Raw genomic sequence first — 13,309 nt, 5'->3', positions numbered from 1 at the left:
GCGATAATAGGATGAACCTTCTACCCTGACGCCCATCAGAGGAACCGTCGAGGCATCGGTCAAGAAGCTTTGACTATTCACCAACAAGAGATGATTCAATGATCGGCTTTGTCCGCAGTTACCGCGAACACCTTCAAATTGTTGCCAGTTTGGTTTTCCTGATCAGCGTGTCACATACTCCTTATGCCAAGGCAGATCCTCTTGATATGACCATGATCAGCGCCTTTCAAAAACCACCGGAAGAAGGCGGCGTCCGACGTTGGCAGGTGTCTGCCGAGCATGGTTTGCAACTTTACGATGGTCCATCGGCATCGGCGAGAACAATTTCGGATGCTTCCCAGGGCGCCATTTTGACAAATTTGGGCTGCATTGCCGAGGAAGCGAAAGTTTGGTGCGAAGTACAACCGCTTCGTGGTCGCAGCCATGGCTTTGTGCATGCCGACGGGTTGGCACCTTCCCGTGGCCCCGATGGGGTAGTTGCCACGGGCGAAAATGACAGCCGGCAACGCGCTCGCAAGCGTGACTACGACGCCACGGGCACGGTTGGTTGCGCGCAAGAGCGTGGCCAAACGCTCGGCACCTGCACAGTTGGCGTGTCCCGCAGCACAGGCGGAGATGCAACAGTTGTTGCGACTTTTACAAACGGATTCACGCGCCAACTATATTTTTTACATGGTGAGTTTGTTGCCGCCAACGCGACAATGTCTGGGGTCGGCAACGACACAGATTGGTCACTCGAAGGTGGCGTGCACATCATACGCGTTGATGATCAACGTTTCGAACTTCCGGATGCACTCCTCTTTGGCAAGTGAATTGCCCGCCGCGACGCAAAAAAGCGCCACCCGAAGGTGGCGCATTGTCTTTTCATGTCCAATTACGGCGTGAGTTTATGGATCATACCTTCATCGATGGCAGTAAAGAGGCTGCCATCCGGGCCCAGCACAACTGACCGGAAGCGACCCGCTTCCATGCCTTCAGGCAGTGTCATCTCGGTTACATCCAGCACTTCCGTGCCATCGTCCGACAGCTCAATCACATCGATGCGCTGGCCAAGAGGGGTACCGCCAAACCCGATACCCATGACACCGACAACCATGTTACCATTCCAGTCGCCCCAGGCATCACCTTCAAGGAACGCCGCCGAGGATGTGCCTTGCGACCAGCCGTTGTTGTCCCACATTGGTGGCATGGCGTCCGGATAGGTGGCAAAATCGGTCATCGACATAAATGACGCCCGCTCATAGCGGTTCATGCCCTCCATCTGGTTCGGACTATAACCGCAATAGTCGTCCGGGCAGTCACCGCGACCCGCCATATTCGGACGTGGATCCCATCCCGCATTGCCGCCATTCACCAGAAAGGTGATCTCATCAGAATGCCAAGGGCCATGTTCGGCTGCGATGGGATTGCCTGTGCCAGGATGAAAGGCGATGCCTTGCACATTTCGGTGGCCGTAGGTGAAAGTACGTGAGTCAAAGCCATCCGGTGGCGTATTGCCCGCGGCAGCAGCACCATCTGTGTCCATGCGCAGAACCTTAGAACCCATCATTGTTGGGCTTTGCGGCACTTCTTCATTATGTGTGTCGCCGGTGGTCAGCCACAGGTTTCCTTCTGGTCCAAACCGAACGCGCCCCCCGTTATGCGCACCCGGTCCCCCAAACGGGTGATCGGAGGCGGCCATTTTATAAGGCACATCATCCACAATGTCGGTCCGGTCAGATACGTTTGAGAAATCATCCGCCACCACCAGCCGCATCAGGCGATTGGTATGCGGGTCCGACATGTTGGAGGTCGAATAGACATAGATGCGTCGGTTCTCTGCAAAGTTCGGATCGAAGGCGACACCCATCATGCCCGCCTGCCCTTCACAAAACAGATCATCTGCTGTCGACGCATAGCCAGCTGAGCCTCCCATGCCCAACAACGCCTTTACGTCGCCTGACGGCATCAAGACGGAGAGACCTTTGCATTTCTCCGTGAAAAGCATTGTCCCGTCGTCGAGAAATGCCATGTCCCATGGGTTTTCCAAGCCATCCAATACCACTGTGTGGGTCAAACTTGTCGTGTTCTGTGCAATTGCTGTTGTAGCGCACAGGACCGCACCTGTGATGAGCGAGACAATCCCGCCTTGAACTCTTTTCGTCATTTCATCCTCCCGAGATGGTTGTCTGGCAGAACAGCCTCAACTCTTACTTGAAATTCTGCTCCGTCCAGACGTTCCAGCGTAGGCTTTGCACTGCAGTGCTTCAAGGAAGTTATGCTACCAAATGTAGGTGATCAGTTTTCCGACACCCGTACATCTTGGAAAAGTTTGGGATGTTTATTCAAGTGACACAATGAAGCCCGCGATATTCGCAATGTCATCATCCGACAGATTCGTCGCGTTAGGCGCCATAAGCGCTGTGTTGGGGCCCACCTTTTCACCGGCGCGGTATTGCTCAAGTCGCAATGTCAGGTACTCGACGGGCTGACCAACCAGTTTTGGAAAACTGGCCATACCAGCCGCTGTCGGTCCATGACACGCTCGGCAAAACTTCTTATAAACGGTTTCTCCCGCAGCTATGTCTTGTGACAAGGCCGGGCCGGAGAAGATCAGCAAAACAGGGATCGTCGCTATTCTGAAAAGGTTCATTGTTGCTTTTTGCCTCTGTTTTCAAAATTGCTCTGATTTTGTGGTAGTGGTTCGATCAAGTCCCATACGGCTTAGTCCGTTGATCATGAATTCTTACTTCGAATTGAACCTTACCTGCCTGTGTTTTGGGATCAAGGCCGTTTCTGAGTATGCCTAGGTAAGATGCCCCTCCGGCAGGGGTTTTGGCAAAAGAAGAACGATAGCTCGCGCCAAAATTTTGAAAATGACAAACGGTTTTCCGGTTCGGCTTCATCACCCGTCCTAGACAAGGTCTCCTTTTGACATAATGCATGAATCCGTCGTCCGTTTTATGAACTCTCAAAAAGTTGGCGTGCATCGGTCCTGCAGCAAGTATGCCATGATCCAGGTCCCTGATTATGCACCGCCTTTGGCTTTCAAAAGACCCGTTGCTGTATCTTTTCAAATTCTTCCAACAGACATGTTTCAAAACGCTTCGCCAGAGTCGAGCTGATCCGGACCGAGGGGGATATCAAATCGACGTTGAAATCCAGTTGCGGTTCAAACGGGAGGAACCGAATTTCTTCAGGCCGGGTTTGGCTGCGCATCCACGATCCCATCGCAATGGGGTCAACAATTGCAATGGCCAGGCCCATGCGCACATAGTTTAAAAGAGGTAGAAAGAACTGGCCAACAAATCGAAAGTTGGGCGTATGCCCGATATCGGCAAAGGCGGCCGTCAAGTCCAGCGTCGAATGATGCTCCGGCAGCAAAGACGCCAGCGGTTCGTTACGTAGATCATGCACGGTCACAACTTCTTTTCGCGCCAAAACGTGTGTTGCTGGCACCGCGCAAACGCTTCGAAACTGAAACGTGCGCCGTATCGCCGCCTGCGCTGCGGGAAGCGATTCAAGCGTGTCCGCAATCCCAAGATCGAATTGTTGCGCATCCATAAGACGGTGAACAGCTTCGGAGCTACGCGACACGATCGTGATCTGCGCTTTGGAATTATCACCAAAATGCCTTGCAAAAAGGCCCGGCAAAAACTCGACAGTCGGACCGGGCATTGAAACAAGACGCAATTCGCCATCTGAGCTGTCGCGCATGCGCCGCATGGTCGCCTCTATTTCTTTGACATGTTGCAACACGTCGCTGCATTGGCGAAACAGGTAATCCGCCTCGGGCACTGGGTGCAGCCGCGCACCGCGACGCTCAAACAGCGGCATGCCGATCTCGTCTTCCAGCTTCACGATCAGATGGCTGATGGCCGGTTGCGTCCTGCCGATTTTCCGAGCCGCCGCAGAGACCGATCCTGACAAAATTATCTCACAAAATGCAGTCATTTGCTTTAAATCCATGCACCTCTCCACGCTCTGCTGACCAAATTATGAGCTATCGACAAAATTTATGGAATTAAAAAAATTTAGAATTTTTGTTTATCGCATGGATGTGATTGCTTGATGCCATCTGAGCCATCAGAGCTCGGAACGTGACAAAGAACGACAATGGGGAAAACCAATGAAATATCGAACGACTTTTAAGGCCTTGGCTGCCGGTGCTTTGCTAAGCGCCGCATCAGTTGCATATGCGCAGGATCCAACATTCTTTCGCATTGGAACCGGCAGCGCCGGGGGAACGTATTTCCCGATCGGTGGCACAATCGCCAATGGCATTTCTTCACCGCCCGGGTCTCGCGCGTGCGACGAGGGTGGCCAGTGTGGGGTGCCGGGCTTGATCGCCATTGCGCAATCCACAACGGCGTCCGTATTCAATAACACTGCGGTCCAAAACGGCGAGTTGGAAGCAGGCATGGCAGCGGCGGATGTTACGCGCTCCATGTTCCTCGGAGAAGGTAAATTCGATGGCAAACCGCATGAAAAGCTGCGGATCGTCGCCAATCTGTATCCGGAAGATCTGCACCTAGTGATGCCCAAAGGCGAGTCAATTGCCGACCTCAGTGATTTGGAAGGCAAGCGCGTTGGTATTGCACAAGCGGGCTCTGGTACACAGGTCGCCGTTGAGCAGATGCTGGCCGAGTGGGGCGTGACGCGCGACAACATGGAAGAAGCTGAATTGAACAATAGCCAATCGGCCGAACGTTTGGCGGATGGTCAGATTGACGCGTATTTCTACGCGGCGGGCTGGCCGGTCTCTGCGATGGTTCAACTGTCCACAACCAAGGGAATGGAGCTACACAGCTTCAGCGACGAGGACCTGGCAAAGATCAACGAGGTCATCCCAGCCTATATCCCGTCGACCATTCCTGCCGGTGTTTATGAAGGGGTGGATTACGAAGTCAAAACACCCGCCGTTTCTGCGCTTTTGGTCGTGTCCTCTGATCTCAGTGAAGAACTTGTCTATGGCATCACCAAGGCGCTTTGGAATGACAATACGCGCAAACTGCTCGACAATGGCCATGCCAAAGGCAAGCAGATCACACCTGATACCGCGCTCGACGGCGTAGCAGCTCTGGATGTGCCTTTGCACGCGGGCGCTGAAAAATTCTACAAAGAAGCGGGACTGTTGGAGTAGACTTTCGATCTTCAGACCTTGCACATGCAGGCGGCGCTGTGTTTCTCACGCCGCCTGACAACCTCCGAAATTGTCCTTCATCTGTGCATTGAGCCCCACCTTTTTTGAGAGGCTGGCCCAGTTGTCGTGCAAGTTTAGTTCCAAATTCGAATAACTATCTGCGATAACCGGCGAGACCGGATCATATTGCGCGCAAAAGGTGCCTGACATGAACCAGCCACAAGACAAATCTGATGAATTCCGGGAATTGACGGAAGAAGAACTCGCCGAGATTGAGAAAAAATACGACGAAGGTGCGGCGACACGGTCTGTCACACCGGGCTTCGGAAAATTCCTCAGATACGTGGCTCTGACCTACGCGATTTACCACTACCTGACTGCGGGCTTTGCTTTGCCACCGGACTATTGGCACATGGGTTGGCATTTGACCGGCCTCTTTATTCTGACCTATGCGCTCTACCCTATGACCAGAAACAAAGCGTCCTTTGATCTGAATTCGGGCGCGCTACGGTTGGGGGGCGTGCCGTACTTCGATATTCTGCTGATGGTTTTGGGCGTGGCATCCGCGCTTTATCTGGGCCTTGCCTGGCGCGGCATTTCATGGCTGGGCGTCGAAGAAATGACGTTCCGTATGGGCAACCCCAATATCTGGGACATGCTCTTTGGCTGCATCCTGATTGTTCTGGTGCTGGATATTGCGCGCCGAACCTTGGGCTGGATCCTTCCTTTCATCATCAGCATTTTCATTTCCTATGCGCTCTTTGGCCCTTATTTTCCTGGGCTGCTCCAGCATCCCGGGGTGAAATTCAACACCTTCGTGTCCTCGATGTATTTCCCGCAGGAGGGCATTTTCGGGGTCACGCTCTGGGTTGTATCGACAATCGTGTTCCATTTCGTACTCTTCGGCGTAATCGCGCAGCGCACAGGTCTGGGTCAGCTTTTCATCGATAACGCCACGATCCTTGCGGGCCGCTACACCGGGGGCCCAGCCAAGGTTTCCGTCGTATCTTCGGCTTTCTTTGGAACCATCTCAGGGTCTTCAGTGGCCAATACCGTGTCTACAGGGGCGCTGACTATTCCAAACATGAAACGTTTGGGGTATCCCGGCCATTTTGCAGGCGGCGTAGAGGCCGCGGCCTCGGCAGGAGGCCAGATCACACCCCCGATCATGGGCGCTGCGGCCTTCATCATGGCGGAGTTTCTGGAGCTTCCTTATACCACCATCGTTATCGCTGCGATCTTTCCGGCTTTGTTGCATTATGTCGGGGTTTTCACGGTGGTGCACCTGATGGCGCGCAAGCTTGGCCTGAAAGGTCTGGCCAAAGAAGCCCTTCCCCGCCTCGGAGCCGTCTGGCGTGACGGCTGGGCAAACATCGTTCCTCTCATCGGCCTCCTTGTCGTGCTCTTTTCAGGTTACACGCCTTATATGTCGGCGTTTTGCGGGATCTCATTGGCCCTCGTGGCTGGCATGAGCCGCCTCAAACAACCCGTGACACTGATTTACGCCGCAGCATTCATCTGGTTTGTCGTCTGGAAATTCACTGGCGGCGGGTTTGATCTGACAATGTCTGCGATCCTGATCGCGGGTGCGATCATAGCAACGCTCAATCCGCAAAAGCCGATCACCCTACCCGAAATGAGCGATACATTCGAAACCGGCGTCAAATACGCTTTGGCCGTTGGTGCCGCTTCGGCCGCTGTAGGGATCGTGATCGGGGTCATCAATACGACTGGTGTCGGGTTTCGCATCGGATTCATGGTTACGCAAGCGGCATCAAACCTGGGCAATGATCTGGCCTGGCTTTTTACTTTCGGGGACTGGACCCTCTTTACAGTCGAGGATCTGACCCTCTTTATCAGCCTGGTGTTCATTGCGCTGGCCTGCATTCTGATGGGTGCCGGTGTGCCAACCACGGCTCTCTATATCATGCTGGTGTCCGTGGCGCAGCCCGCGCTGGCCCAGCTTGGAGTGCCACCGATCGCCAGCCACATGTTTGTGCTCTACTATGGGGTCGTGGCCGAAATCACTCCGCCTGTTTGCACCTCCGCCTACGCGGCAGCCGCGATTGCAAATTCCAACCCCTTTCGCACAGGCATCTCGGCCTTCACCCTTGGGCTGGGCAAGGTCGTGGCGCCTATGGCCTTTGTCTACGCGCCGGTGCTCCTTTTCGTGTCATCCACCGGTTTTGACCTCTGGGAGTTCTCCTACACGGCTTCAAGCTGCATCGCAGGTGTCATTTCGCTCTCGGTTGCCGTGGTGGGATATTGGTTTGCGCCCTTGCATTGGTGGGAGCGTTGGCTTTCCGCTTTTGCCGGGCTGATTTTTATTGCCCCAAGTCTGGGGGCGGATCTCGTCGCAATCCTGATCATGGCCCCTGTTGTAATGGGACAGTATTTGCGCTTCGACAAAAGTGTGAAAGCCTAGCCCATGACAGGCCCTGTGCCACGCGATGTGGATGCGAAGAAACTGACCATCATAGGGGCAGGTATTGTCGGTATTTGTTCAGGCCTCGAAGCCATCAAGGCCGGGTATCAGGTCACGATCGTTGACCGCCTTCCCCCCGGTGCAGCAACTTCGCATGGCAATGCCGGGGTGGTGTCGCCCTGGTCAGTCGTACCGCAGGCTCTGCCCGGCCTATGGAAAAGCGTTCCAAAATGGTTTCTTGACCCACACGGCCCTGTAAAAGTGCGCTGGCGCGATCTGCCGACAACATTGCCCTGGGTCGCGGCGTTTTTCCGACATGCAAACGCTAAAGAGGCCACGCGGATCTCGAATGCGATGGCCTATCTCGTGCGGGACAATCAGGAGATTTACGCAGGCCTTCTAGGGGAAGCCGGTCGCCCGGATCTGTTACGCAGCAGCGATATGATCACGGTGTCACGCAGTCCGAGGCGGCCAGACTTACAGGACATCGGGTCGCGCCTCAGACAGCGCCACGGCGCAAAGCTCGAAGTTCTGACCGGCGACGAACTACGGGAAATCGAACCTTTTCTTTCAAAGGAAATCCGTTTTGGCGTCGCTACCAAAAACCAGTCCCGCTGCATGGATCCAGGTGAGATATGCAAGGTACTGGCACGTCATTTTGAAAATCAGAGCGGCGTGATCTTGCACCAAAACGTGAAAGCCATTGTCCCGAAGGAAAACGGCGGATTTGTTTTGCAGTGCGAAGGGAGTGAACTCTTTGCCCAGCGGCTGCTCCTCGCTGCGGGCGCATGGTCTTCCAAACTCTTGAGACCATTGGGCATAAACCTGCCATTGATCGGAGAGCGCGGCTATCACCTTATCTTCAAAGATCCACAAGTCACCGTCAACAATTCGATTTCGGACGGCGATGCCAAAATCATCCTAAGCGAAATGACAACCGGCGTTCGGATTGCCGGCACAGCAGAGTTTGCCGACCCGGACGCAGCGCCCAACTACGCACGTGCCAAAGCCCTGCAGCCCTTGGCCAAACGTCTGTTGCCCGGCCTTAATACCGAACCGCAAGTGGAGTGGATGGGGGTGCGTCCCTCCTACCCGGACAACCTGCCGACGATCGGGCCCCTTGGAAAATTCAACGGTCTCTTTGGCGCTTTTGGACACAGCCACTATGGTTTCGGCATGGCACCGCAAACCGCCCGACTGGCCGTCAAACTAATCACTGGTCAATCGCCGAATGAAGACCTTTCGTCGGTTTCTTTTTCCAGATACGGCGAGTGATGCGCGGTCGCAAAAAACGTTGCCGTAAACAGTTGGGCCGACATAAGCTAGAGCCTCATTGACGGGCCATGGCATGCGTTCCGGATCGGCCGTATCGCGTCGTGCGACGTACTCGTTAACAAAAGTCGTTGGATCGTATGCTAGGCCGTTTTAATATTGCGTCTATTTCTAACAACCAACGGCACGAACGCACTGAGAAGCAGAAAAACTGAAGCCGGGGCCGGCGCAACGCCAATGGGTTCGCCAAAAATGCAGGCATCCATAACAACGACGTTTTCGCCGTTCGCAAACGGGCTTCCGGTTGCAGACAACCCCGCAGAAATGGTTACCTTGGACAAAATGCTGTTGTCAAAAGACGCGCCCAGAAAAGACAAGCCACCGGCATCGGAGTCGCGCGCATACTCCTGCACCAGAAAGACATCATTCTGATCGTAGAAACTTAAATAGACGCTGTCGTTGTCCACTATATTGGTAAACACCGCGCCGAACCCATCGGTCACAGAGGGCGTCTTTTGGTCCACCGGGTCGAAAAACAAAACGTCAAAAACTGTGCCACCTGTTGGCGCAAACAAACGTTCCGGGCTGAAGGCTTGAAAACTCTCTACGAAACCAAATTCAATCGGTTGACCCGATGCGGCAGTGGATGAAAGTTGAAATCCGGTCGCGCCTTTTCCCCCGCTCGCAGCCTCATCATTTCCGTTGAACTCTATACCTCGGGTCCGAGAGGCCGCATCGCCGTTAAAAAATTCGGGTGGAAACACATTCGGGTCCGAAATCGCATCAGGGGACGCATCGCAATTAATCTGTCGGCGTCCATCGGCAAAGTTTTACGGCTCAAATGGGTTCAAATCCCCGAGCCGGTCTCAAAAATCATCCACTTCCTGTTGAATTTGATCGGGTGCATTGCCAGTAGCCGTGAAAACAATAAGCTTTGCTTCGGCAAATGTCTGCAGCATCAATACAGCAGCCACGACGACCTGCACAGCGTGCCATGGGTTTATCAAAACATCTATAATCAGTGCTCCTTTGATAACCCAAATGGTGTTCTGGCTCCGAGGGCTTTCCCCGTTGCTGGTTGGATTACGTTTGGAGCTTCAAGAATATTCGCGCATTTGGCGAAAATTTACAGGAGTTGGAGTCCGTCTCCAAACCTGAGAGGCGCAGCGCGCAGGCCAACCTGGCATCTAAGGACTAGATATCAAGAGCAGCGCGCATGGCGACCGCATTCAGGTTGGGTTGACCGTTCGGTCCGATCACCACGAAGTCTGTGCTATCAGTGCGCCAGGAAACAAAATCAAAGCCGTTGAGCGAGGTTTCTTTGAATTGCGGTGGGCCATCGTGAGACGCGGCACTGCGTTGCAAGCAGAGCGCTATGACTGTGCCGTCTTCCTGCCGGTACATCAATTGCGCCACCGGTTTGCCATTAGCTACCAACAGGCGACCACCCTCAAATGTCAGCCCAAATTCCTTCAAATCCGGGATCGAGAAAGTTGCACCGACGGTATTACCAAGCCAGGTTTCAATGTGCTCGGCCTCTTCGGCACCAACCTCCACAAGGTGGCGGCCCTGGCTGGCGTAGACTCCGTGGTAGTCCGCAACCGCAGCCAGCCACTCGGCAGGTTGTTGCTGCACCAACTGATCTTTGTAAAAATATCCACCAGCGCCGCCAATAAGCAAGGCAACAAGGCTCGCGGCCAAAGCCCCCCAAACCGGTCGCACTGGTGCCTGCATGTCAGGCAGCGGCGTGTCCTTGATTTGTTTGACGAGCGACAAGGGAATAGGTTGCGACAATTGGGCGTCAAACTGCTCTTCAGCGGCAACGTGTGCCTGGATCAAAGCATCCAATTGCGCTTGGAGCGCGGGATCGCTGTCAAGGCGCGTTTCAATGTCAGAGACGTCGCTTGGGGCCAATTCGCCATCCAGATAGGCGCTGAGTGTCACTGATAGATCCGTCATTCTGCGACGCCTTCCAATGCGGACAATCCGGACACGAGAGTTGTACGTGCGCGATGAATGCGGCTCATCACGGTCCCAATGGGAATGCCGAGTAGTTCCGAGACTTCGCGGTAACTATAGCCTTCCGCGCAGACCAGCAGGAGCGGTTGCGACAAGTTTTCCGGCAAATCCTCAACGTGCCCCCGCACCTGTTTCGCCGCGATGGTATCAGTTGCCGTGTCTTCAACGCGCAGTTCAGTTGCCTCCTCCGCGGCCACCTGCCCTGCTCCTAACCTGACCCTGCGTTTGCGAATCTCAGAAATCCACAAATTGCGCAGGACCCGAAACATCCAACGGTCCAACGGCTGCGCCGGATCATATTGTTCCCATTTCTGTAGGGCGGTGGCGCAAGCATCCTGCAACAAATCATCGGCATCTGGACCAGACTGCGTCAGACTGAGCGCAAAGCGGCGCAGTCTCGGCAGCAGCGCGATCATTTCGGATTTGAACTGATCGAATGTCATATTCGTCCATTGTCCGATGTAAGGATCGCGATGGTTTTGATCCGGATTGTTTGCGTTATGTCAACTCCCCCTAAGTATGCCGCACGCAGATGGCAATTCAAGCACTGCATGCTTCGCTTCCAATACTCGAATACTGACATGGGTTTCCGCCGTTCAAAAACTTCAGGGTCAATCTGAACGCCAGTACTTGACGACAGCTGAACGGCTCAATGTATCCGAAACAGGCCAGGTCTGAATTTTTTCGCGCATTAGTAGATTATTTACGAAAATTTTCACTTTATTGATCATTTTACAGTCAGCTACCTCGTGTCAAAACAAGGAAAACTCGGTGACATATCAGGCAAAGTCAAACGCGGCAGCCTCCCAGGAAGAACGCAGGAACGCGGAGCATCGGTCGCAAAAGCAAGATCTCGCTCAACGAGGCCCGAGCACGACCGCGGGTGATCAATTCCAACAGCGGCACAGCGCTCCGACCACGACCCGCCTCTTTTCATTGCAAGCACAAGCCCAAACACAACCCGCCGTGCAACGCATTGCTCGTTTGCAAGCAGCCGCCGATGCCGCCGGTTCCGAGCGCGACATAGAAACCTTGCCCCGCGCCGAAACACGCACGCATATGCACCAACTCAATGGCACGGCAGCGGACAGCCGGCAAAACCCGCGCAAATATGCCGGCTTGCGCGGTTCGACACCATTGCAACGCCAAGTGCCAAACCATGGGGCCGTGCAATATCCCGCCTTGATAGGCGCAAAAAACACGCCCATCGACACTCCATATTCGCAACAGATGGGCGCTTCCGTGACGCAGATGTCGCGCAAGGATTACCAAAGGTGGCAGGGATCACTGCAAGCCAAGGCGGCCCCGCATGGCGTCATGCATCAAGGCAACCGAAGTACTGTAGCGCGGTGGCAAAACGCAGCACCGGTTGCACAGCGACTGAAGCTCCCTAAACTCCCGCTTACCCAAAAAATGAAGGCGGGTCTGGTGATGGCCGAAGCCAGCCTGACCATTATTGCGGGCGTGGCTGGTTTGGTCGCCGGTGTTGGATTCGGTGCGGTACCCCTCGTCGTACCCTCCATCCTGGCGCTGGTTGTGGGCGCTTTGAAATTCGGGCGTGGGTACTTGATGTATCAAGAAGACGCACCCGAGGGTAAACGTCTTGCCGCCATAGACACCATTCGAACGATTGAGGCGGGTGTGGCTCTCGTGGGTGCCTTGATGGCGGACCCAACGTCTTTCTATAAAATCCCCTCGATGATTTTTGCCATTGCCAAATCGGTGCGCGCATTGGCGACGGCCCTCGCCGATGCGGTTGACGCAAAAACCGGGAAAAAGCCTTCAGTATTCGTGAAGGGCCTGCGTGGTTTGTCAGCGGTTGCGCATGCGATCGAAGTGGCCGCTGCCGGTTTCTCTGCAGGGGCGGGGCTCGTCGATGGCCTCTCTGCGATCTCGGCGGGAACCGAAGTTGCCGCCGGCACAGCCAAGGCAGTGGCCAGCGCGGGCGGCGTCGGGATAGCTGGTGCCAAGGCGGTCCGGACAGCGGACCAGTTTGAGACCCTAGGCAAGAAACCTCCAGAGCAAAACCCTAATGCTGCCGGTGCGGCACCGGCAAATGGTCCCGATCTTGCGCCCGCGCCAGCGAACAACCCGCCGCCCCTGCCCGATCTTGCGCCCGCACCGGCAAACAACCCGCCGCCCCGGCCCGATCTTGCGCCAGCGCCGGCAAACAATCCGCCGCCCCTGCCTGATCTGGCGCCCGCACCTGCGAACAATCCGCCGCCTCAGCCCGATCTTGCGCCCGCACCAGCAAACAACCCACCACCGGCACAGGCCCCAGCCGCAACCCGCGATGAGAACGAGATCAAATACGCCAAACAGATTGCCTACGGAAAACGCGTCGCAGGTATCTACGACTGGAGCGACGAAACTGTCTATGAAATGGCCATAACCGGGTCATTCGACGACAATGTGCGCGCGCAGGAAGAAGACACCGGACCGACACCGAGCTACATCGTATGATCGATGTG

At 54.9% G+C, this 13,309-nt stretch carries 11 protein-coding genes; 5 read left to right on the top strand and 6 right to left on the bottom strand.

Annotation, left to right across the window (positions count from 1 at the left end; translation table 11 throughout):
- Positions 1–98: 98 nt before the first annotated feature.
- On the top strand, positions 99–812 hold the full coding sequence (locus tag AB8B75_RS06690; protein WP_405360866.1) for a hypothetical protein: 714 nt from the start codon (positions 99–101) through the stop codon (positions 810–812).
- A gap of 62 nt (positions 813–874) precedes the next feature.
- On the opposite strand, the gene AB8B75_RS06685 is transcribed toward AB8B75_RS06690, so the two are convergent.
- From AB8B75_RS06685 to AB8B75_RS06675, 3 genes are all read right to left on the bottom strand, one after another.
- Positions 875–2,146 (bottom strand): PQQ-dependent sugar dehydrogenase, encoded by a 1,272-nt coding sequence (locus AB8B75_RS06685; protein WP_405360864.1) that lies wholly within the window; start codon positions 2,144–2,146, stop codon positions 875–877.
- Positions 2,147–2,320: 174 nt separating this feature from the next.
- Positions 2,321–2,632, bottom strand: a complete 312-nt coding sequence (locus tag AB8B75_RS06680; protein WP_405360862.1) for a c-type cytochrome — start codon at positions 2,630–2,632, stop codon at positions 2,321–2,323.
- 395 nt (positions 2,633–3,027) lie between these two features.
- Entirely contained in the window at positions 3,028–3,948 is a 921-nt protein-coding gene (locus AB8B75_RS06675; RefSeq protein WP_405360860.1) for a LysR family transcriptional regulator, read from the bottom strand.
- A gap of 160 nt (positions 3,949–4,108) precedes the next feature.
- Here AB8B75_RS06675 and AB8B75_RS06670 point away from each other — a divergent pair, with 160 nt between their 5' ends.
- The 3 genes from AB8B75_RS06670 (at position 4,109) to AB8B75_RS06660 (ending at position 8,822) form a co-directional block, all read left to right on the top strand.
- Positions 4,109–5,122, top strand: a complete 1,014-nt coding sequence (locus tag AB8B75_RS06670) for a TAXI family TRAP transporter solute-binding subunit (protein ID WP_405360858.1) — start codon at positions 4,109–4,111, stop codon at positions 5,120–5,122.
- A 208-nt stretch (positions 5,123–5,330) separates the two neighbouring features.
- Complete coding sequence (locus tag AB8B75_RS06665) at positions 5,331–7,547, top strand: TRAP transporter permease (protein WP_405360856.1); 2,217 nt, start codon at positions 5,331–5,333, stop codon at positions 7,545–7,547.
- Positions 7,548–7,550: 3 nt separating this feature from the next.
- On the top strand, positions 7,551–8,822 hold the full coding sequence (locus AB8B75_RS06660; RefSeq protein ID WP_405360855.1) for an NAD(P)/FAD-dependent oxidoreductase: 1,272 nt from the start codon (positions 7,551–7,553) through the stop codon (positions 8,820–8,822).
- Between the two features lie 140 nt (positions 8,823–8,962).
- Here AB8B75_RS06660 and AB8B75_RS06655 read toward each other — a convergent pair whose 3' ends face one another.
- From AB8B75_RS06655 to AB8B75_RS06645, 3 genes are all read right to left on the bottom strand, one after another.
- Positions 8,963–9,583, bottom strand: coding sequence for a hypothetical protein (locus tag AB8B75_RS06655; protein ID WP_405360854.1), 621 nt, complete (start codon positions 9,581–9,583; stop codon positions 8,963–8,965).
- A gap of 430 nt (positions 9,584–10,013) precedes the next feature.
- Positions 10,014–10,778, bottom strand: a complete 765-nt coding sequence (locus tag AB8B75_RS06650) for an anti-sigma factor family protein (RefSeq protein WP_405360852.1) — start codon at positions 10,776–10,778, stop codon at positions 10,014–10,016.
- Entirely contained in the window at positions 10,775–11,281 is a 507-nt protein-coding gene (locus AB8B75_RS06645; RefSeq protein WP_405360851.1) for an RNA polymerase sigma factor, read from the bottom strand. The genes AB8B75_RS06650 and AB8B75_RS06645 overlap by 4 nt, the downstream gene beginning before the upstream one ends.
- A 328-nt stretch (positions 11,282–11,609) precedes the next feature.
- Between AB8B75_RS06645 and AB8B75_RS06640 the strand changes: the two genes are divergently transcribed.
- Positions 11,610–13,301 carry a hypothetical protein gene (locus tag AB8B75_RS06640; protein ID WP_405360849.1) on the top strand — a complete coding sequence of 564 codons (1,692 nt, stop codon included), beginning with the start codon at positions 11,610–11,612 and terminating at the stop codon, positions 13,299–13,301.
- The last annotated feature ends 8 nt before the right edge of the window (positions 13,302–13,309 follow it).

The sequence above is a fragment of the Roseobacter sp. genome (assembly GCF_045106495.1).
In the GTDB taxonomy this organism is placed as follows: domain Bacteria; phylum Pseudomonadota; class Alphaproteobacteria; order Rhodobacterales; family Rhodobacteraceae; genus Roseobacter.
Note: the sequence above shows the minus strand (reverse complement) of the source record. Positions and strands in the feature narration are given on the sequence as shown.